The sequence below is a fragment of the Streptomyces sp. ITFR-21 genome (genome assembly GCF_031844685.1).
Lineage (GTDB): Bacteria > Actinomycetota > Actinomycetes > Streptomycetales > Streptomycetaceae > Actinacidiphila.
The window spans coordinates 716,469-736,344 of record NZ_CP134605.1 but is presented as its reverse complement, the minus strand read 5'-3'; the positions used below and the strand labels follow the sequence as shown (position 1 = coordinate 736,344).

The 19,876-nt window shown below is 73.5% G+C and carries 20 protein-coding genes; 19 read left to right on the top strand and 1 reads right to left on the bottom strand.

Features of this window, described 5'->3' with window-relative positions:
* The first annotated feature begins 99 nt into the window (after positions 1 to 99).
* From aroC to RLT57_RS03175, 10 genes are all read left to right on the top strand, one after another.
* Positions 100 to 1,284 carry a chorismate synthase gene (gene aroC, locus RLT57_RS03220; RefSeq protein ID WP_311295846.1) on the top strand — a complete coding sequence of 395 codons (1,185 nt, stop codon included), beginning with the start codon at positions 100 to 102 and terminating at the stop codon, positions 1,282 to 1,284.
* Positions 1,281 to 1,811, top strand: coding sequence for a shikimate kinase (locus tag RLT57_RS03215; RefSeq protein WP_311295845.1), 531 nt, complete (start codon positions 1,281 to 1,283; stop codon positions 1,809 to 1,811). The genes aroC and RLT57_RS03215 overlap by 4 nt, the downstream gene beginning before the upstream one ends.
* Entirely contained in the window at positions 1,808 to 2,914 is a 1,107-nt protein-coding gene (gene aroB, locus RLT57_RS03210; protein ID WP_311295844.1) for a 3-dehydroquinate synthase, read from the top strand. Before RLT57_RS03215 ends, aroB begins: the two co-directional genes overlap by 4 nt.
* On the top strand, positions 2,911 to 3,357 hold the full coding sequence (gene aroQ, locus RLT57_RS03205; RefSeq protein WP_311295843.1) for a type II 3-dehydroquinate dehydratase: 447 nt from the start codon (positions 2,911 to 2,913) through the stop codon (positions 3,355 to 3,357). Before aroB ends, aroQ begins: the two co-directional genes overlap by 4 nt.
* Before the next feature lie 184 nt (positions 3,358 to 3,541).
* Complete coding sequence (locus tag RLT57_RS03200) at positions 3,542 to 3,922, top strand: hypothetical protein (RefSeq protein WP_311295842.1); 381 nt, start codon at positions 3,542 to 3,544, stop codon at positions 3,920 to 3,922.
* A gap of 388 nt (positions 3,923 to 4,310) precedes the next feature.
* The gene (locus RLT57_RS03195; protein ID WP_311295841.1) at positions 4,311 to 5,021 is read left to right on the top strand and encodes an AAA family ATPase; all 711 of its coding nucleotides are present in this window, start codon (positions 4,311 to 4,313) and stop codon (positions 5,019 to 5,021) included.
* 59 nt (positions 5,022 to 5,080) lie between these two features.
* Positions 5,081 to 6,193 carry an aminopeptidase P family protein gene (locus RLT57_RS03190; RefSeq protein WP_311295840.1) on the top strand — a complete coding sequence of 371 codons (1,113 nt, stop codon included), beginning with the start codon at positions 5,081 to 5,083 and terminating at the stop codon, positions 6,191 to 6,193.
* A gap of 52 nt (positions 6,194 to 6,245) precedes the next feature.
* Positions 6,246 to 6,812, top strand: coding sequence for an elongation factor P (efp, locus tag RLT57_RS03185; protein WP_311295839.1), 567 nt, complete (start codon positions 6,246 to 6,248; stop codon positions 6,810 to 6,812).
* Positions 6,813 to 6,814: 2 nt separating this feature from the next.
* Positions 6,815 to 7,240 carry a transcription antitermination factor NusB gene (nusB, locus tag RLT57_RS03180; protein ID WP_311295838.1) on the top strand — a complete coding sequence of 142 codons (426 nt, stop codon included), beginning with the start codon at positions 6,815 to 6,817 and terminating at the stop codon, positions 7,238 to 7,240.
* 137 nt (positions 7,241 to 7,377) lie between these two features.
* The gene (locus RLT57_RS03175) at positions 7,378 to 7,566 is read left to right on the top strand and encodes a hypothetical protein (RefSeq protein ID WP_311295837.1); all 189 of its coding nucleotides are present in this window, start codon (positions 7,378 to 7,380) and stop codon (positions 7,564 to 7,566) included.
* A 616-nt stretch (positions 7,567 to 8,182) separates the two neighbouring features.
* On the opposite strand, the gene bldD is transcribed toward RLT57_RS03175, so the two are convergent.
* The gene (gene bldD, locus RLT57_RS03170) at positions 8,183 to 8,683 is read right to left on the bottom strand and encodes a transcriptional regulator BldD (protein WP_311295836.1); all 501 of its coding nucleotides are present in this window, start codon (positions 8,681 to 8,683) and stop codon (positions 8,183 to 8,185) included.
* Positions 8,684 to 8,879: 196 nt separating this feature from the next.
* On the opposite strand from bldD, the gene pyrR reads away from it, so the two are divergent.
* From pyrR to RLT57_RS03125, 9 genes are all read left to right on the top strand, one after another.
* A complete protein-coding gene (pyrR, locus tag RLT57_RS03165) occupies positions 8,880 to 9,509 on the top strand; it encodes a bifunctional pyr operon transcriptional regulator/uracil phosphoribosyltransferase PyrR (protein WP_399127939.1) in 630 nt (209 codons plus the stop codon).
* Positions 9,510 to 9,609: 100 nt separating this feature from the next.
* Positions 9,610 to 10,695, top strand: a complete 1,086-nt coding sequence (locus RLT57_RS03160; RefSeq protein WP_311295835.1) for an aspartate carbamoyltransferase catalytic subunit — start codon at positions 9,610 to 9,612, stop codon at positions 10,693 to 10,695.
* A 2-nt stretch (positions 10,696 to 10,697) separates the two neighbouring features.
* On the top strand, positions 10,698 to 11,990 hold the full coding sequence (locus RLT57_RS03155; protein ID WP_311295834.1) for a dihydroorotase: 1,293 nt from the start codon (positions 10,698 to 10,700) through the stop codon (positions 11,988 to 11,990).
* Entirely contained in the window at positions 11,990 to 12,643 is a 654-nt protein-coding gene (locus RLT57_RS03150) for a hypothetical protein (RefSeq protein WP_311295833.1), read from the top strand. Before RLT57_RS03155 ends, RLT57_RS03150 begins: the two co-directional genes overlap by 1 nt.
* Positions 12,640 to 13,797, top strand: a complete 1,158-nt coding sequence (carA, locus tag RLT57_RS03145; RefSeq protein WP_311295832.1) for a glutamine-hydrolyzing carbamoyl-phosphate synthase small subunit — start codon at positions 12,640 to 12,642, stop codon at positions 13,795 to 13,797. The genes RLT57_RS03150 and carA overlap by 4 nt, the downstream gene beginning before the upstream one ends.
* Positions 13,790 to 17,107 (top strand): carbamoyl-phosphate synthase large subunit, encoded by a 3,318-nt coding sequence (gene carB, locus RLT57_RS03140; protein WP_311295831.1) that lies wholly within the window; start codon positions 13,790 to 13,792, stop codon positions 17,105 to 17,107. The genes carA and carB overlap by 8 nt, the downstream gene beginning before the upstream one ends.
* Before the next feature lie 140 nt (positions 17,108 to 17,247).
* Positions 17,248 to 18,357 (top strand): quinone-dependent dihydroorotate dehydrogenase, encoded by a 1,110-nt coding sequence (locus tag RLT57_RS03135; protein WP_311300550.1) that lies wholly within the window; start codon positions 17,248 to 17,250, stop codon positions 18,355 to 18,357.
* Positions 18,354 to 19,250, top strand: a complete 897-nt coding sequence (gene pyrF / locus RLT57_RS03130; RefSeq protein ID WP_311295830.1) for an orotidine-5'-phosphate decarboxylase — start codon at positions 18,354 to 18,356, stop codon at positions 19,248 to 19,250. The genes RLT57_RS03135 and pyrF overlap by 4 nt, the downstream gene beginning before the upstream one ends.
* Positions 19,251 to 19,508: 258 nt before the next feature.
* Positions 19,509 to 19,832: an integration host factor gene (locus RLT57_RS03125; protein ID WP_311295829.1), complete on the top strand. Its 324-nt coding sequence runs from the start codon at positions 19,509 to 19,511 to the stop codon at positions 19,830 to 19,832.
* Positions 19,833 to 19,876 lie beyond the last annotated feature (44 nt).

The window sequence follows — 19,876 nt, the reverse complement described above, 5'->3', positions numbered from 1 at the left end:
GGGGTCCGGTACGGGCGAGCGGGCATGGGAGGATCGCAGGAAGGACCGGGACCCCGCACGCGGGCGGAGGGACCCGGCTGCCGAGCCGAAGGAGCACTGTTGAGCAGGTTGCGCTGGCTGACCGCGGGGGAGTCGCACGGCCCCGCACTCGTCGCGACGCTGGAGGGACTGCCCTCAGGGATCCCCGTCACCACCGATCTGGTGGCGGACGCCCTCGCGCGGCGCCGGCTCGGCTACGGACGCGGCGCCCGGATGAAGTTCGAACGGGACGAGGTCACCTTCCTCGGCGGCGTTCGGCACGGGCTGACCATGGGCAGCCCGGTGGCGATCATGGTCGGCAACACCGAGTGGCCCAAGTGGGAGCAGGTCATGGCGGCCGACCCGGTGGCCCCGGAGATCCTGGCCGGCCTGGCCCGCAACGCGCCGCTGACCCGGCCCCGCCCCGGCCACGCCGACCTGGCCGGCATGCAGAAGTACGACCTGCCCGAGGCCCGCCCGGTGCTGGAGCGGGCCAGTGCCCGCGAGACCGCCGCCCGGGTCGCGCTCGGCGCCGTCGCCCGCTCCTACCTCAAGGAGACCGCGGGCATCGAGATCGTCTCCCACGTGGTGGAACTGGCCGCCGCCAAGGCCCCCTACGGGGTCGTCCCGGTCCCCGCCGACCAGGCGCGGCTCGATGCCGACCCGGTGCGCTGCCTCGACGCCGACGCCAGCGAGGCGATGGTCGCCGAGATCGACCAGGCCCACAAGGACGGCGACACCCTCGGCGGAGTCGTCGAGGTCCTCGCCTACGGGGTGCCCGTCGGCCTCGGCTCGCACGTGCACTGGGACCGGCGGCTCGACGCCCGGCTGGCCGCCGCCCTGATGGGCATCCAGGCCATCAAGGGTGTCGAACTCGGCGACGGCTTCGAACTCGCCCGGGTGCCCGGCTCACGGGCCCACGACGAGATCGTGCCCACCGCCGACGGCGTCCGCCGCTCCACCGGCCACTCCGGCGGCACCGAGGGCGGCATCACCACCGGCGAGGTGCTCCGGGTGCGGGCCGCGATGAAACCCATCGCCACCGTGCCCAGAGCGCTGGCCACCATCGACGTCACCACCGGCGGACCCGCCCAGGCCCACCACCAGCGCTCCGACGTGTGCGCGGTCCCCGCGGCCGGCATCGTCGCCGAGGCCATGGTCGCCCTGGTACTCGCCGACGCGGTCGCCGAGAAGTTCGGCGGCGACTCGGTCGCCCAGACCCGCCGCAACGTCTCCGACTTCCTCGACCACCTGGCGATCCGGTGACCGCCGTCGCGGGCGGACCGCCCGTCGTCGTCCTGGTCGGCCCGCCGGGAGCCGGCAAGACCACGGTCGGCCGGGTGCTGGCCGAACGCCTGCGCCGCACCTACCGGGACACCGACGCCGACATCGAGTCGGCGGCGGGCAAGCCCATCCCGGAGATCTTCTTCGACGACGGCGAACCGCACTTCCGCGAGCTGGAGCGGGCCGCCGTCCGCGCCGCGGTCGCCGGCCACGACGGGGTCCTCTCGCTCGGCGGCGGCGCCATCATGGACGAGAGCACCCGCGCGCTGCTCACCGCCCTGCCGGTGGTCTTCCTCGACGTCGGGCTGCACGCCGCGGTGCACCGGGTGGGCCTGGACGCCCCCCGCCCGCTGCTGGCCGTCAACCCCCGGCAGCGCTGGCGCGAGCTGATGGACCTGCGCCGCCCGCTCTACACCGAGGTCGCCCGCGCGGTCGTCGCCACCGACGACCGCACCCCCGAGGACGTGGCCACCGCCGTCCTCGACGCACTCCAACTGAAGGACGCATGAGCGAGAACACCCTGGCGGTGCCCCCGACCCGGATCCCGGTCGGCGGCACCGCGGGCACCGAACCGTACGAGGTGCTCGTCGGCCACCAACTGCTCGGCGAGCTGCCCGGCCTCATCGGCCCCAAGGCCCTGCGGGTGGCCGTACTGCACCCCGAGGCCCTGGCCGGCACCGGCGAGGCCGTCCGCGAGGACCTGGCCGAGCAGGGCTACCAGGCCATCGCCGTACAGCTGCCCAACGCCGAGGAGGCCAAGACCGCCGAGGTCGCCGCCTACTGCTGGAAGGCGCTCGGCCAGACCGGCTTCACCCGCAGCGACGTCATCGTCGGTGTCGGCGGCGGCGCCACCACCGACCTGGCGGGCTTCGTCGCCGCGAGCTGGCTGCGCGGGGTGCGCTGGATCGCGGTGCCCACCACCGTGCTCGGCATGGTGGACGCGGCGGTCGGCGGCAAGACCGGCATCAACACCGCGGAGGGCAAGAACCTCGTCGGCGCCTTCCACCCGCCCGCCGGGGTGCTGTGCGACCTGGCCGCCCTGGACTCCCTGCCGGTCAACGACTACGTCAGCGGCCTGGCCGAGGTCATCAAGGCCGGTTTCATCGCCGACCCGGCGATCCTGGACCTGATCGAGTCCGACCCGGCCGCCGCCCGCGACCCCAAGGGCCCGTACACCGCCGAACTCATCGAGCGCGCCATCCGGGTCAAGGCCGAGGTGGTCTCCGCCGACCTCAAGGAGTCCGGACCGCGGGAGATCCTCAACTACGGCCACACGCTCGCGCACGCCATCGAGAAGAACGAGCGCTACAACTGGCGGCACGGCGCGGCCGTCTCGGTCGGCATGGTGTTCGCCGCCGAACTCGGCCGGCTGGCCGGCCGGCTGGACGACGCCACCGCCGAGCGGCACCGCAGCGTCCTTGAGGCGGTCGGCCTGCCGCTGACCTACCGCGGCGACCAGTGGCCCAGGCTGCTGGAGACGATGAGGCTCGACAAGAAGTCGCGCGGCGACCTGCTGCGCTTCATCGTGCTGGACGGCCTGGCCCGGCCGGCCGTCCTGGAGGGCCCGGACCCCGCGATCCTGCTCGCCGCCTACGGGGAGGTGTCGGCGTGAGCCGCCCGGTCCTGGTGCTCAACGGCCCCAACCTGGGCCGGCTGGGCTCGCGCGAGCCCGACGTGTACGGCGCCACCTCGTACGCCGGGCTGGTCGAGGAGTGCGGCAAGGTCGGCGCGGAACTCGGCTTCGACGTCGAGGTCCGCGAAACCAACGACGAGGCCGAGCTGGTCCGCTGGCTGCACGAGGCCGCCGACGGCCGGGTCCCGGTCGTCCTCAACCCGGGTGCCTTCACCCACTACTCCTACGCGCTGCGCGACGCCGCTGCGCAGCGCACCGCGCCCCTGATCGAGGTGCACATCTCCAACCCCTACGCCCGCGAGGAGTTCCGCCACACCTCGGTGGTGGCGGCGGTCGCCTCCGGCACGATCGCGGGCTTCGGCATCGGCTCCTACCGCCTGGCCCTCCGCGCCCTGTCCGAGCAACTCCCGACCACCCTGTAGGGCCCGCACCGCCGCCGGGGACGCCCTCACCGCGGCGGCCCGCGGCGGCCCGCGGCGGTCCGTGGCGGTCCGTGGCGGTCCGTGGCGGGTCGCCGCCGCCGTGCGGGGCCGCCGCCGTTCCGGTCCGCGAGCCGGTGACCGCTCGCGCGCGCCGTCCCCCAGCGGTCTGACGATCACCTTCACCGTGACCTGCGCCGCTGAGCCCTACACCGGTTTCGACGACCTGCGCCGCGAGGCGCGCCGCTGCCCGCACTACGACATCGCCGGGGCGCTCGACGCCGGCGCCGGCATGCGCGTCAGCACCTCCGTGCGCGACCTGGCCGGCACCGCGTACCCGGCCGTCCGCGTGGACACGGTCTCGGTCGCCCGCACCGGCGGGAGCAAGACCGCGGTGACCACCAGCGTCCACGACGCCGAGGCCGTCGGGCACACACTGCTGTCGGCCGAGGTGGTCTACGCGTCCTACCCGGTACCTCCGCCCGCCGCCGTCCGCGCCTACCCGCCGACCCTCACCACCGCGGTGCTCAGAGCGCTCGTCGCCAACGTGCGGGGTCAGCTGCGCTGAGGCTTCCGGGGTGCGGGGGGGTGTTGTTGCGGTCGTGTCCTGATCACCGGCCGGTGACCGGTTGCGCGCGGTTTCCCGCGCCCCTGGTGTGTCGCCGTCGGCGGTAGGGGCGGCCCTCGTCGCCGGGAGTGGGCACATAGCGGCGCGGGGAACCGCGCGGCCGGCCGGGACGGGGTCGCGGGTCGTCACCGGCCTGAGGGGGCTGGCGCCGTGGTGTCCGGCCCCGGCCGCCCGGTGTGTCGCCGCCGGCGGTCATGCCCCGGGGCCGCCGGGGACCTGCGGACAACACCCGTAGGAAACCTGTACCGTTCGGTGTCGAGCAGCGAGTCACCAGCGGGTCGGGACGGGGGCCCCGGTACGGGGTGGTACGGGATGGAGTCACAGCGAGATGCAGCATCCTGTGGGCGCGCCGCAGCCAGGGCGTCCCGGCCCTCCGCCGCCCCCCGGCGGCACCGCGCCGCCCGGCGCGAACGGCACCGGGCACTTCCCGCTGGGGCCGCCCGCGCCCGTCCAGCTGCCCGCGCAGCCCGGCGGCGGCCCGCAGGGCCCGGTGGCCGTCCTGCTGATCGGCGCGGCCGGCGCCGGCAAGACCACCATCGCCCGGCACTGGGCGGACACCCGGGGCGCCCCGACCGCGCACATCAGCCTGGACGACGTACGGGAATGGGTCCGCTCCGGGTTCGCCGACCCGCAGGCGGGGTGGAACGAGCACTCCGAGGCCCAGTACCGGCTGGCCCGCCGCACCTGCGGCTTCGCCGCCCGCAACTTCCTGGCCAACGCGGTGTCCTGCATCATCGACGACGCGGTCTTCCCCGACCGCCCCGCCGTCGGCCTCGGCGGCTGGAAGCGCCACGTCGGCCCCGGCCTGCTCCCGGTCGTCCTGCTGCCCGGCCTGGACGTCGTCCTGACCCGCAACGCCGAACGCACCGGCAACCGGCGCCTCTCCGACGAGGAGGTCGCCCGGATCCACGGCCGGATGGCCGGCTGGTACGGCTCGGGCCTGCCCATCATCGACAACTCCCAGCTGGACGTCCCGGCCGCGGCGGCGGCCCTGGACCGGGTGGTCGCCCGCGCCGCCCAGGGGCCGCCGGTCTGGTGACCCCACGGTCGGACGTACAACACCGGGCCCCGGCGCGCCGCACCCCGTAGGCTCACCGCATGGCCGACGTGCATACGACCCGCAGGGCCCGGCTGCGCGACCGGTGCGCGGCTGCCGGGGTCGCCGCCGCCCTGGTGACCGGTGCCGCCAACGTGCGGTACCTCACCGGCTGCGCCCCGCAGGGCGGCGCGCTGCTGGTCGGGCCGGGCCCGGAGGACACCCTGGTGCACCTGCGCCCGCCGCCGGACGACCGGGAGCAGGGCGCCGAACCGCCGGACGACCTGCGCTCGGTGGTGCTGTCCGCTCCGGAGGGAGACGCCGCGGTGGCCGCCGCCGAGCTGGCCGGGCGCCGGCACGCGGACTCGCTGGCCGTCGAGGAGCACCACCTGACCGTGACCCGGCACCGGGCCCTGCGCTCGGCCGCCGGCGGGCTGCAGCTGGCCGACCTCGGGGGCGCGGTGGAGCAGCTGCGGCTGGTCAAGGACGAGCACGAGATCGCCGCCCTGCGGATAGCGGCGGAGATCGCCGACCAGGCGCTCGGCGAACTGCTGGAGTCCATCCTGGTCGGCCGTACCGAGCGGCACCTCGCGCTGGAGCTGGAGCGCCGGCTGGTCGACCACGGCGCCGAGGGCCCGGCCTTCGCCACCTCCGTCGGCACCGGCCCCAACTCCGGCACCGCCCGCCATGTGCCGACCGACCGCCGGGTGGAGGAGGGCGACTTCCTCACCGTCCGGCTCGGCGCCCGCTACCGGGGCTACCGCTGCGAAGTGGGCCGCACCTTCGTCATCGGAACAGCGCCGGCCTCCTGGCAGATCGAGCTCTACGAGCTGGTCTTCGACGCCCAGCGGGCCGGCCGGGAGGCGCTCGCACCCGGTGTGGCCTGCCGTGACGTCGACCGGGCCACCCGGCAGCCGCTGCTCGCGGCCGGCCACGGCGAGGGCCTGGCCCCCTGGTCCGGCCACGGGGTGGGACTGGAAATCGACGAGGACCCTCGGTTGTCACCTGCGGCCATGGGTAAACTGGACGCTTGCGTGCCGGTCACCGTCGAACCGGGAGTCCACCTTCCGGGCCGCGGCGGCGTCCGGATCGACGACACACTCGTCGTACGTCCACTGGCGGACGGCGGGCCCGAGCTACTCACCATCACGACCAAGGAACTGCTCGCCCTGTGACGGGCGCGGGATTCCTGGTCCCGAAGCAGCAGTTTCAGGAGATTCCGCAACCGTGGCCACCACGAACGACCTCAAGAACGGCCTCGTGCTCAAGCTCGACGGCGACCAGCTCTGGACCGTTGTCGAATTCCAGCACGTCAAGCCCGGCAAGGGCCCCGCCTTCGTGCGCACCAAGCTCAAGCACGTGCTGTCCGGGAAGGTCGTCGACAAGACCTTCAACGCGGGCCTGAAGGTGGAGACCGCCAACGTCGACAAGCGCGGCATGCAGTTCTCCTACAAGGACGGCAGCGACTTCGTCTTCATGGACACCGAGACGTACGACCAGATCAACGTCACCCCCGAGGTGGTGGGCGACGCCGCCAACTACCTGCTGGAGGGCTTCGAGGCCGTCGTCGCCATGTACGAGGGCGCGCCCTTGTACATCGAACTGCCCGCCTCCGTCGAGCTGGTCATCGAGTACACCGAGCCCGGCGTGCAGGGCGACCGCTCCACCGGCGGCTCCAAGCCCGCGCGGCTGGAGACCGGTCACGAGATCGGTGTCCCGCTGTTCATCACCACGGGTGAAAAGGTGAAGGTCGACACCCGCACGGGCGACTACCTCGGCCGGGTGAACAGCTAACCGTGGCTGCCCGGAACAAGGCCCGAAAGCGCGCGTTCCAGATTCTGTTCGAGGCGGAGCAACGGGGTGCGACCCCCACGTCCGTCATGGCGGACTGGATCAGGCTCGCCCGGACCGACGACCGGCAGCCGCCGGTCACCGAGTACACGACGCAACTGGTCGAGGGCTACGAGGCGCACGCCCGGCGGATCGACGAACTGCTGGCCGGCTACTCGGTCGGCTGGACGCTGGACCGGATGCCGGTGGTGGACCGCAACGTCCTGCGGCTCGGCACGTACGAGCTGCTCTGGGAGGACGACGTGCCGGACGCGGTGGTGCTGGACGAGGCGGTGCAGCTCGCCAAGGAGTTCTCCACCGATGACTCGCCGTCCTTCGTCAACGGACTGCTCGGCCGGCTGCTGGAACTGAAGCCGACCCTCAAGCGGTAAGCGGTGAGCGGCATGTCGTAGGCGGTCGCCGGCGGCGCCGTCGGCCAGGCCCGACAGCAGAACGTGAGCACCCCTCTGCTGCGGGCCTGGTGCGTGTCCGGGCGCGTGGCCCAGATTCCGCGGCATGTCCGAGACACATGAGACACAGGGGAGTGCCGGCGGCCGGGTCCGCCGAGGCGGTGCTGGAGCGGCTGGACGCGCTGCGGGCCGGAGACCTGCCGGTGCGCGGCGGGCGGACCATGGCGTACGTCTACGACTCGGGGCTGGCCGGCCTGGACGAAGCTGGCCCTTCGCCGGCTCGCCGCCCAACGTCCACCTCACGGTGACGGCCGCCGCCGCCGCGCCGGAGCGGATCGCCGAACTCCTCACCGAGCTGGCGGCGGCGACCGACCGCGCCCGCGCCGCCGGGCCGGCCACCCCCGACCCGGCCGTCCTCACGCTGGCGGCCGCTTTGGACCCCGCCACCCTCGGCCCCGCCGAGACCGCGCTGGTCCTGCAGGCCGCCGGTATCGCGCCCGACGGCGCCCTCCCCGCCCGGACGCCCCCGTGCCGACCCTCCTGCAGTCCCTCCCGCCGCGGCTCACCACCCACCTCCTCCCCGCCCTGGTCTCCCGCCTCTCCACCACCCCGTGAGCCCGCCGCCCACGCCCGGCGGGCCCCCGGGCGTACGTGCCCCGCGGGGACGGCCGGGGCCTGCCGGGGTGGATCCGCGCGGGCGGCGGTGCGGGGTGCGCGGGAGGGGGGCGACCGCACGGCGGAGGAGGGAGGCGGCGTGGTGCGTCGTCGAGCGGCGGGAACGCGGCGGCCGCGCGGGCCGGGACCCGCGGGGCCGCGCGGATCCACCTGACAGGCCCCGGGGGCCGGGAAAACGGGACGCCCGGTGCCGGGACCCCTGGAGGGGTCCTCGCACCGGGCGGCGGGACGTTTCTGCGGGAAAGAGAGTCAGGACTCCTCGTGCTGGACCGCGCGGCGCGCGTCCGCGTCGAGGACGCCCCAGGCGATCAGGTGCTCGGTCAGGACCGAGGGGGACTGGTCGTAGATCACCGCGAGGGTGCGCAGGTCGTCCTGGCGGATGGAGAGCACCTTGCCGTTGTAGTCACCGCGCTGGCTCTGGATGGTGGCCGCGTAGCGCTGCAGCGGGCCGGCCTTCTCGGGCGGGACCTGGGACAGCCGCTCCAGGTCGAGCACCAGCTTCGGCGGCGGCTCGGCGGCGCCGCCGGGCGTGGTGCCGGGCAGCAGTTCCTGGACCGGCACCCCGTAGAAGTCGGCGAGCTCGGCGAGTCGCTGCACGGTCACGGCGCGGTCCCCGCGCTCGTAGGACCCCACGACCACTGCCTTCCAGCGGCCCTGGGACTTCTCCTCGACACCGTGCAGAGACAGCCCCTGCTGCGTGCGGATGGCGCGGAGCTTCGCTCCGAGCTGCTTGGCGTAATCGCTGGACATATGGCTCCCGGGACTCAACTCGGTGACTCACTGTGAGGTTACGCAGCGTAATCCGCGCTCGTCAAGCCGAAGAGGGCCGACTGGTCTCTGACCTGGGCTGCTCCCGGTCACCCGGAGCCCACCTGATACGGTGGTGAGGTACCTCTGACGTCCTTTAACGCCCGTCCCGTGAGGCGGGGAAGGAGGTCCCCGGCCGATGGCCGAAGACCGCACCACCGCCACCATGCCCGCGTCCGTGTCCGCCGCCCGCCCGGTGCTCGAAGCGCCGGACATCGCCAGGGTCCTCACCCGCATCGCCCACGAGATCGTCGAACGCGCCAAGGGCGCCGACGACGTGGTGCTGCTGGGCATCCCCACCAGGGGCGTCTTCCTGGGCCGCCGCCTCGCCGACAAGCTCGCCGAGATCACCGGGCGGACCGCCGCCGTCGGCTCGCTCGACATCACCATGTACCGCGACGACCTGCGGCTGCACCCGCCGCGCGCGCTCGCGCGCACCGAGATCCCCGGCGACGGCATCGACGGCCGCCTGGTCGTCCTGGTCGACGACGTGCTGTTCTCCGGCCGTACCATCCGCGCCGCCCTCGACGCGCTCAACGACATCGGCCGCCCCCGCGCGGTCCAGCTCGCCGTCCTCGTCGACCGAGGCCACCGCGAGCTGCCGATCAGGGCCGACTATGTGGGCAAGAACCTGCCCACCTCGCTCCGCGAGACCGTCAAGGTCCTGCTCACCGAGGAGGACGGCCGGGACAGCGTGCTGCTCGGCCAGCGGGCCGACCGGGCCGCGAAGGGCACCCAGCCGCCCGCGGGGCCCCCGGCGGACCGGTAGCGCACTGCCCGCCGGCCCGGGGACGGGTCCGGCGCTTCCGCGCGCCCTCGTGCCGCCCCACCGCACCCACGGCCCCACCCAGCACCCCCGGAGTGACCCTGTGAAGCGCCATCTGATCTCGGCCGCCGACCTCACCCGTGACGACGCCCTCCTCGTGCTCGACACCGCCGAGGAGATGGCCCGCGTCGCCGACCGCCCGATCAAGAAACTGCCCACCCTGCGCGGCCGTACCGTGGTCAACCTCTTCTTCGAGGACTCCACCCGGACCCGGATCTCCTTCGAGGCCGCCGCCAAGCGGCTGTCCGCCGACGTCATCAACTTCTCCGCCAAGGGCTCCTCGGTCTCCAAGGGCGAGTCCCTGAAGGACACCGCGCTGACCCTGGAGGCGATGGGCGCCGACGCGGTGGTCATCCGCCACTTCTCCTCCGGCGCCCCGCACCGGCTGGCCACCTCCGGCTGGATCAACTCCTCGGTGGTCAACGCCGGCGACGGCACCCACGAGCACCCCACCCAGGCGCTGCTGGACGCCTTCACCATGCGCCGCCACCTGTCCGGCGTCGGCAAGGACCTGGACGGCCGCCGGATCACCGTCGTCGGCGACGTCCTGCACAGCCGGGTCGCCCGCTCCAACGTGCTGCTGCTCACCACGCTCGGCGCCCACGTCACGCTGGTCGCGCCCCCCACCCTGCTGCCGATCGGCGTCGAGCGGTGGCCGTGCGAGGTGTCGTACGACCTGGACGCGGTGCTCGCCGAGTCCGACGCGGTGATGATGCTGCGGGTCCAGCGGGAGCGGATGAACGCCGCCTTCTTCCCCACCGAACGCGAGTACGCCCGCCGCTACGGCCTCAACGGCGGCCGGATGGCGGCGCTGCCCGAGCACGCCATCGTGATGCACCCGGGCCCGATGAACCGCGGCATGGAGATCACCGCCGAGGTCGCCGACTCCCCGCGCTGCACCGCCGTCGAGCAGGTCGCCAACGGCGTCAGCACCCGGATGGCCGTGCTCTACCTGCTGCTCGGCGGATCCGAGCCGGCCATCGCCACCTCCCGTACGGACACCTCCCGCGCGGACGGCGCCCGTACGGACACCGGTCACCCGGACGACCGGGCCGAGCACGCCCGCACCCGGCACGCCCGCACCCAGCACACCGGTACCGAGCACGCCCGCACCCAGGAGAGCAAGTAACCATGAGCACGATCCTCATCCGCGGCGCGCGGATCCTCGGCGGCGAGCCCCGGGACGTCCTGCTCGACGGCGGCACCGTCGCCGCGATCGGCACCGGACTGTCCGGCCGGGACGCGACCACCGTCGTCGAGGCCGACGGCGGGATGGTCCTGCTGCCCGGCCTGGTCGACCTGCACACCCACCTGCGCGAGCCCGGCCGGGAGGACTCCGAGACCGTGCTGACCGGCGCCCGCGCCGCCGCCGTCGGCGGCTATACCGCGGTGCACGCGATGGCCAACACCTTCCCGGTGGCCGACACGGCCGGCGTCGTCGAGCAGGTGTGGCGGCTCGGCAGGGAGTCCGGATACTGCGACGTGCAGCCGGTCGGCGCGGTCACCGTCGGCCTGGAGGGCAGGCAGCTCGCCGAGCTGGGCGCGATGGCCGACTCCGCCGCCCAGGTGCGGGTCTTCTCCGACGACGGCAAGTGCGTGGACGACGCGGTGATCATGCGCCGCGCCCTGGAGTACGTGAAGGCGTTCGACGGAGTGGTCGCCCAGCACGCCCAGGAACCGCGGCTGACCGAGGGCGCCCAGATGAACGAGGGCATCGTCTCCGGCGAGCTGGGCCTGACCGGCTGGCCCGCCGTCGCCGAGGAGTCGGTCATCGCCCGGGACGTGCTGCTGGCCGCGCACGTCGGCTCCCGGGTACACATCTGCCACCTGTCCACCGCCGGGTCGGTGGAGATCGTCCGCTGGGCCAAGTCAAAGGGCTGGGACGTCACCGCCGAGGTCACCCCGCACCACCTGCTGCTCACCGACGAGCTGGTCCGCTCGTACGACCCGGTCTACAAGGTCAACCCGCCGCTGCGCACCCAGGACGACGTGCTGGCGCTGCGCGAGGCGCTGGCCGACGGCACCATCGACTGCGTCGCCACCGACCACGCCCCGCACCCGCACGAGGACAAGGACTGCGAGTGGGCCTCCGCCGCCATGGGCATGGTCGGCCTGGAGACCGCCCTGTCGGTCGTGCAGCACGCCATGGTCGACACCGGGCTGCTGGACTGGGCGGGCGTCGCGGACCGGATGTCGACCCGGCCCGCCGTCATCGGCCGGCTGGCCGGACACGGCCGCCCGATCGCCGAGGGCGAGCCCGCGAACCTGGTCCTGCTCGACCCCGCATACCGTGGGGTCGTCAACCCCGCGGGCTTCGCCTCCCGCAGCCGCAACACCCCCTACGCGGGCCGCGAGCTGCCGGGCCGGGTCCTCGCCACCTTCCTGCGGGGCCACGCCACGGTCATGGACGGGAAGCTCACGTGATGCCTTCGAACCCTCTGCCGGTGCTCGCCTCGCAGGCCGCCGGCAAGCACTCCGCCAAGGTCACCCACCTGACCGACCGGATCGGCTGGATCGTCGGACTCGCACTGGTCGTCGCGCTGGTCTACTGGCTGATGCGGCAGGGCTGGCAGTGGCGCCGCACCCTCCAGGGCGGCCTGCCCGAACTGCCGCAGGCCCCGGACCGGACCGGGCCGCCGCTGCTGGAACTGCACGGCCGGTACCACGGCAGCACCACCGCGGGGCAGTGGCTCGACCGGATCGTCGTGCACGGCCTCGGCGTCCGCAGCAAGGTCCGCCTCGCTCTCACCGAGGACGGCCTGGAGGTGGACAGGACCGGCGCGCCCGGCTTCTTCGTGCCCACCGCCGCGCTGCGCGGCGCCCGGCTCGACAAGGCCATCGCCGGCAAGGTCCTCACCGAGGGCGGCCTGCTGGTGGTGACCTGGGAGCACGGCGGCACCCTCGTCGACTCCGGCTTCCGCGCCGAGCACGCCGCCGACCACGGCGTGTGGGCCGAGCGGATCACCGCGCTCAGCGGCGACCGGGCCGTGGCCTTCAGTGACAGCCGGCCGGCCGGCCCGCGCGACGGCGGCCGGTCCGACAGCACCCAGCAGCACGACAAGGAAGGCGCACGATGACGACCTCGACCCGGGCGGCCACCGCACCCGCCGTCCTCGTACTGGAGGACGGCCGCGTCTTCCGCGGCCGTGCCTACGGAGCGGTGGGGGAGACCTTCGGCGAGGCCGTCTTCTCCACCGGCATGACCGGCTACCAGGAGACGCTGACCGACCCCTCGTACCACCGCCAGGTCGTCGTCATGACGGCCCCGCACATCGGCAACACCGGGGTCAACGACGAGGACGCCGAGTCCGGCCGCATCTGGGTGGCCGGGTACGTCGTCCGCGATCCGGCCCGCACCCCCTCCAACTGGCGGTCCCGGCGCACCCTGGACGAGGAGCTCACCGCCCAGGGCGTCGTCGGCATCAGCGGCGTCGACACCCGCGCCCTCACCCGCCACCTGCGCGAACGCGGCGCGATGCGGGCCGGCATCTTCTCCGGGCCGGCGCTGCGCGGCGGCTCCGCGGGCGCCGCGGCCGAGGACGGCGCCCTGCTGGCCCGGGTCCGGCGGGCGCCCGCGATGACCGGCGCCGACCTGTCCGCCGACGTCGCGACCGAGCGCGCCTACACCGTCCCGGCGATCGGCCCCAAGCGCTTCACCGTCGCCGCCCTCGACCTCGGCATCAAGGGCATGACGCCGCACCGGATGGCCCAGCGCGGCATCGAGGTGCACGTCCTGCCGGCCGCCGCCACCGTCGAGGAGGTCTACGCGGTCGGCCCCGACGGGGTGTTCCTGTCCAACGGGCCCGGCGACCCGGCCACCGCCGACCTCACCGTCGTCCGGGCGGTGCTGGAGCGCGGCACCCCGCTGTTCGGCATCTGCTTCGGCAACCAGCTCCTCGGCCGCGCCCTCGGCTTCGGCACCTACAAGCTCCCGTACGGCCACCGGGGCATCAACCAGCCCGTGCAGGACCGCGCCACCGGCAAGGTCGAGGTCACCGCGCACAACCACGGGTTCGCCGTCGACGCCCCGCTCGACACGGTCAGCGACACCCCGTACGGGCGCGCCGAGGTCAGCCACGTCTGCCTCAACGACAACGTGGTCGAGGGGCTGCGGCTGCTCGACCGGCCCGCGTTCAGCGTCCAGTACCACCCCGAGGCGGCCGCCGGCCCGCACGACGCCGCGTACCTCTTCGACCGCTTCGTCCAGCTCATGGAGGGCCAGCGTGCCTAAGCGCACCGATATCCAGTCCGTCCTGGTCATCGGCTCCGGCCCGATCGTCATCGGCCAGGCCGCCGAGTTCGACTACTCCGGCACCCAGGCGTGCCGGGTGCTCAAGGCCGAGGGCCTGCGGGTGATCCTGGTCAACTCCAACCCGGCCACGATCATGACCGACCCGGAGATCGCCGACGCCACCTACGTGGAGCCGATCACCCCCGAGTTCGTCGAGAAGATCATCGCCAAGGAGCGGCCCGACGCGCTGCTGCCCACCCTCGGCGGCCAGACCGCGCTCAACACCGCCATCGCCCTGCACGACAACGGCGTGCTCACCAAGTACGCGGTCGAGCTGATCGGCGCCAACGTCGAGGCCATCCACAAGGGCGAGGACCGCGACCTGTTCAAGGGCGTGGTGGCCGCGGTCCGGGAGAAGACCGGCCACGGCGAGTCGGCCCGCTCGGTGATCTGCCACTCCATGGACGACGTGCTGGCCGGCGTCGCGACCCTCGGCGGCTACCCGGTCGTGGTCCGTCCGTCCTTCACCATGGGCGGCGCCGGCTCCGGCTTCGCGCACGACGAGGAGGAACTGCGCCGGATCGCCGGCCAGGGCCTGACCCTGTCACCCACCACCGAGGTGCTCCTGGAGGAGTCCATCCTCGGCTGGAAGGAGTACGAGCTGGAGCTGATGCGCGACAAGCACGACAACGTGGTGGTCGTCTGCTCCATCGAGAACCTCGACCCGATGGGCGTGCACACCGGCGACTCCATCACCGTCGCGCCCGCGATGACCCTCACCGACCGCGAGTACCAGGTCCTGCGCGACATCGGCATCGCGGTGATCCGCGAGGTCGGTGTCGACACCGGCGGCTGCAACATCCAGTTCGCGGTCGACCCGGCGGACGGCCGGGTCATCGTCATCGAGATGAACCCCCGGGTCTCCCGCTCCTCCGCGCTCGCCTCCAAGGCCACCGGTTTCCCGATCGCCAAGATCGCCGCCCGGCTCGCGGTGGGCTACACCCTGGACGAGATCCCCAACGACATCACCGAGCAGACCCCGGCGTCCTTCGAACCCGCCCTCGACTACGTGGTGGTCAAGGTGCCGCGGTTCGCCTTCGAGAAGTTCCCGGCCGCCGACGCCACCCTCACCACCACCATGAAGTCCGTCGGCGAGGCCATGGCCATCGGGCGCAACTTCACCGAGGCGCTGAACAAGGCGCTGCGCTCGCTGGAGAAGCAGGGCTCGCAGTTCGACTTCGCCGCCCCCGTCGACCCCGCCGACAAGGCCGCCCTGCTGGCGAAGGCCGCGATCCCCACCGACGGCCGGATCAACACCGTGATGCTCGCCATCCGGGCCGGCGCCACCCCGGGCGAGGTCTTCGACGCCACCCGGATCGACCCCTGGTTCGTCGACCAGCTCTTCCTGGTCAAGGAGTACGCCGACGAGCTGGCCGCCGCCGACCGGCTGGACCCGGCACTGCTCACCGACGCCAAACGGCACGGCTTCTCCGACGCCCAGATCGCCGGCATCCGCGGGCTGCGCGAGGACGTCGTCCGCGAGGTCCGGCACGCGCTCGGCATCCGCCCGGTGTACAAGACGGTCGACACCTGCGCCGCCGAGTTCGCCGCCCGCACCCCGTACTTCTACTCCTCCTACGACGAGGAGAGCGAGGTCGCGCCGCGCGAGAGGCCCGCGGTGATCATCCTCGGCTCCGGCCCCAACCGGATCGGCCAGGGCATCGAGTTCGACTACTCCTGCGTGCACGCCTCCTTCGCGCTGCACGACGCCGGCTACGAGACGGTGATGGTCAACTGCAACCCGGAGACCGTCTCCACCGACTACGACACCTCCGACCGGCTCTACTTCGAGCCGCTCACCTTGGAGGACGTCCTGGAGATCGTGCACGCCGAGCAGCAGGCCGGACCGGTCGCCGGGGTCATCGTCCAGCTCGGCGGGCAGACCCCGCTGGGCCTGGCGCAGGCGCTGAAGGACAACGGGGTGCCGGTGGTCGGCACCCCGCCCGAGGCCATCCACCTGGCCGAGGACCGCGGCGCCTTCGGCCGGGTGCTCGCCGAGGCCGGCCTGCCCGCGCCCAAGCACGGCACCGCTGTCTCCTTCCCCGAGGCCAGGGCCATCGCCGACGAGATCGGCTACCCGGTCCTGGTCCGCCCCTCCTACGTGCTCGGCGGGCGCGGCATGGAGATCGTGTACGACGAGGCGCGCCTGTCCTCGTACATCGCCGAGTCCACCGAGATCGGCCCCGACCGGCCGGTGCTGGTCGACCGGTTCCTCGACGACGCGATCGAGATCGACGTGGACGCGCTCTACGACGGCCGGGAGCTGTACCTGGGCGGAGTGATGGAGCACATCGAGGAGGCCGGCATCCACTCCGGCGACTCGGCGTGCGCGCTGCCCCCGATCACGCTCGGCGGCCACGACGTCAAGCGGCTGCGGGCCTCCACCGAGGCCATCGCCCGCGGGGTCGGTGTGCGCGGCCTGATCAACATCCAGTTCGCGCTGGCCGGCGACGTCCTCTACGTACTGGAGGCCAACCCGCGGGCCTCGCGGACGGTGCCGTTTACCTCCAAGGCGACCGCGGTGCCGCTGGCCAAGGCCGCCGCCCGGATCTCGCTGGGCGCCACGGTCGCCGGGCTGCGGGCCGAGGGCCTGCTGCCGGCCACCGGCGACGGCGGTGAACTGCCGCTGGACGCGCCGATCTCGGTCAAGGAGGCGGTGCTGCCCTGGAGCCGGTTCCGCGATGTGCAGGGCCGCGGGGTGGACACCGTGCTGGGTCCGGAGATGCGGTCCACCGGTGAGGTCATGGGCATCGACGCGGCGTTCGGCACCGCCTACGCCAAGTCGCAGGCGGCGGCGTACGGGGCGCTGCCGACCAAGGGCCGCGCGTTCGTCTCGGTCGCCAACCGCGACAAGCGGGCGCTGATCTTCCCGGCCCGCGCGCTGATCGAGCACGGCTTCGAGCTGCTGGCCACCTCGGGCACGGCGGAGGTGCTGCGGCGCAACGGCATCGAGGCGCGGGTGGTGCGCAAGCAGAGCGAGGGGGTCGGACCGGACGGGGAGCCGACCGTGGTGACCCTGATCCACGAGGGCGAGATCGACCTCATCGTCAACACGCCCTTCGGTACCGGCGGCCGGCTCGACGGCTACGACATCCGTACGGCGGCCGTCGCCCGCGGGATCCCCTGCCTGACCACGGTCCAGGCGCTGGCCGCCGCGGTCCAGGGCATCGACGCGCTGACGCGGGGGGAGATCGGAGTGCGGTCCCTGCAGGAGCACGCGGAGCGGTTGATCGCGGCGCGATCCCGGTAGCCCGCCCGGAGCCGCGGCCGCCCGGCACGGGGGGCGACCCCGGCCCCGGGGAGGGGCACCGCAGGCCGCGCGGGCGGCTGGTCGCCGCCCGGAGGTGAACGCAACCCCGGGGCGGGGTGGGCAGAGTGAGAGGCGAAGGTATGTACGACCTGTTCTTCCGCGTGGTGTTCCGGCGTATGGACGCCGAACGCGCGCACCACGTGGCGTTCCGCTGGATCCGGCTGACCGTGCGCGTACCGGGCCTGCGGACACTGGTGGCCGCGGTGCTCGCACCGCAGATCGCCTCGCTGCGGACCGAGGCGCTGGGCCTGCGGATGCGCGGACCGTTCGGGCTGGCGGCCGGCTTCGACAAGAACGCCGCCGCCGTCGACGGGATGGCCATGCTCGGCTTCGACCACGTCGAGATCGGCACCGTCACCGGGCAGGCCCAGCCCGGCAACCCGAGGAGAAGGCTGTTCCGGCTGGTCCCGGACCGCGCGCTGATCAACCGGATGGGCTTCAACAACGACGGCGCGGCGGCGGTCGCCGCCCGGCTGGCCGCCCGCAAGGAGGTCTTCCCCACCACCGTCGGCGTCAACATCGGCAGGACCAGGACCGCCACCGACGAGGACGTCGTCGCGGACTACGCGGCCTCCACCGAGCGGCTGGCCCGGCACGCCGACTACCTGGTGGTCAACGTCTCCTCACCGAACACCCCGGGGCTGCGCGACCTCCAGGCCGCCGCCGCGCTGCGCCCGCTGCTCACCGCGGTCCGCGAGGCCGCCGACCGCTCGGTGGCCGGCCGGCGGGTGCCGCTGCTGGTGAAGATCGCCCCCGACCTCGCCGACGAGGACGTGGACGCGGTGGCCGACCTCGCCGTGGAGCTCGGCCTGGACGGCATCGTCGCCACCAACACCACGGTCGCCCGCGAGGACCTGGGCCTGCACTCGCCGGCCCGCCTCGTCCAGGAGGCCGGCGGCCTGTCCGGCGCGCCGCTCAAGGGGCGCTCGCTGGAGGTCCTGCGCCGGCTGTACGCCCGGGTGGGCGACCGCCTGGTGCTGGTCGGGGTCGGCGGTATCGAGGACGCCGAGGACGCCTGGCAGCGCATCCTGGCCGGCGCCACCCTCGTCCAGGGCTACAGCGCGTTCGTCTACCGCGGGCCCTTCTGGATGCGGGCGGTGCACCTGGGCCTGGCCGCCCGGCTGGCCGCGAGCCCGTACCCGACCCTCGCCGACGCGGTCGGCGCCGAGCACAAGGAGGTGCGCGTATGACCACCACGGCCCCCGAGCCCTTCGGCGCCCGGCTGCGCCGCGCGCTCGACACCCGCGGCCGGCTCTGCGTCGGCGTCGACCCGCACCCCGCGCTGCTCACCGACTGGGGGCTGCCGGACGACGTGGCGGGCCTGGAGCGCTTCACCATGACCGTGGTGGAGGCGCTGGCCGGGACCACCGCGGTGCTCAAGCCGCAGTCGGCGTTCTTCGAGCGCTTCGGGTCGCGCGGTGTCGCGGTGCTGGAGCGGGCGGTGCTGCGGGCCCGGCAGGCGGGCGCACTGGTGCTGATGGACGCCAAGCGCGGCGACATCGGGTCCACCATGGCCGCGTACGCCGCCGCGTATCTCGACAAGGACGCGCCGCTGTTCTGCGACGCGGTGACGGTCAGCCCGTACCTCGGCTTCGGTTCGCTGCGGCCCGCGCTGGAGGCGGCGCGGATCTCCGGTGCGGGTGTCTTCGTCCTGGCGCTGACCTCCAACCCGGAGGGTGCCGAGGTGCAGCGGGCGACCGTGCCCGGCGGCGGCTCGGTCGCCCAGGCGGTGCTGGACCACATCGCGGCCGAGAACGCCGGCGCCGAGCCGCTCGGCTCGGTGGGCGCGGTGGTCGGCGCCACCCTCGGCGACGCGCGGGCCGGCCTGGCGGTGAACGGGCCGCTGCTGGCCCCCGGGATCGGTGCCCAGGGGGCGACCCCGGCCGATCTCCCCCGGCTGTTCGGCGACGCGCTGGTCAATGTCGTGCCGAGCGTCAGCCGCGACGTGCTGCGGCACGGACCGGATCCCGCGGCGTTGCGGAATGCGACGGCGGCTTATGCCGATCAGGTGCGGGCGGTGGTCGAGGACGCTCACGCAAACGGCCGGATCGGTAGAAAACGTGAAGATATTACTGACTGGTAATGCGATGTGAAAACGGCCAGAAAAAGGGCCGGATTCAACCACCTGGCTCATTGACCCCGAAACCTGTTCCGCTTTGCCCCAAATATCCCGCCGGATCGAGTCTGACCAGGACTTTTCGTCTGTTCTCGCTGACTTGGGCCGTTCGGACCGCTAGTCTCCGACAGGAGCGCGCCGTTGCGGCGCGCCGCGCGTCTCCCCGCAACTGCGGGGCTGACGACGGTCCATATCCGATTGCTCTACATCCGAGGTGACGTAGGCGTGGCTCTTCCGCCCCTTACCCCTGAACAGCGCGCTGCCGCGCTCGAAAAGGCCGCCGCGGCTCGCCGGGAGCGCGCCGAGGTCAAGAACCGGCTCAAGCACTCCGGCGCATCCCTGCACGACGTCATCAAGCAGGGCCAGGAGAACGACGTCATCGGCAAGATGAAGGTCTCCGCACTCCTGGAATCCCTTCCCGGCGTCGGCAAGGTCCGCGCCAAGCAGATCATGGAGCGGCTCGGCATCTCCGAGAGCCGCCGGGTCCGCGGTCTCGGTTCCAACCAGATCGCCTCGCTGGAACGCGAGTTCGGCGGCACCCCCGCCTGACCGCCCTCCGGTGGTCCCGGCGCGCCGGGGAACCGGGGATAATC

What these genes read in the sequence shown, in the direction of transcription:
- RLT57_RS03155 (WP_311295834.1), top strand. Translation starts at nt 10,698, where the DNA reads ATGAGCACGATCCTCATCCGCGGCGCGCGGATCCTCGGCGGCGAGCCC.
- RLT57_RS03135 (WP_311300550.1), top strand. Translation starts at nt 17,248, where the DNA reads ATGTACGACCTGTTCTTCCGCGTGGTGTTCCGGCGTATGGACGCCGAA.
- RLT57_RS03190 (WP_311295840.1), top strand. Translation starts at nt 5,081, where the DNA reads ATGGCCGACGTGCATACGACCCGCAGGGCCCGGCTGCGCGACCGGTGC.
- RLT57_RS03195 (WP_311295841.1), top strand. Translation starts at nt 4,311, where the DNA reads ATGCAGCATCCTGTGGGCGCGCCGCAGCCAGGGCGTCCCGGCCCTCCG.
- RLT57_RS03175 (WP_311295837.1), top strand. Translation starts at nt 7,378, where the DNA reads ATGAGACACAGGGGAGTGCCGGCGGCCGGGTCCGCCGAGGCGGTGCTG.
- pyrR (WP_399127939.1), top strand. Translation starts at nt 8,880, where the DNA reads ATGGCCGAAGACCGCACCACCGCCACCATGCCCGCGTCCGTGTCCGCC.
- carA (WP_311295832.1), top strand. Translation starts at nt 12,640, where the DNA reads ATGACGACCTCGACCCGGGCGGCCACCGCACCCGCCGTCCTCGTACTG.
- RLT57_RS03150 (WP_311295833.1), top strand. Translation starts at nt 11,990, where the DNA reads ATGCCTTCGAACCCTCTGCCGGTGCTCGCCTCGCAGGCCGCCGGCAAG.
- aroB (WP_311295844.1), top strand. Translation starts at nt 1,808, where the DNA reads ATGAGCGAGAACACCCTGGCGGTGCCCCCGACCCGGATCCCGGTCGGC.
- pyrF (WP_311295830.1), top strand. Translation starts at nt 18,354, where the DNA reads ATGACCACCACGGCCCCCGAGCCCTTCGGCGCCCGGCTGCGCCGCGCG.
- bldD (WP_311295836.1), bottom strand. Translation starts at nt 8,683, where the DNA reads ATGTCCAGCGATTACGCCAAGCAGCTCGGAGCGAAGCTCCGCGCCATC.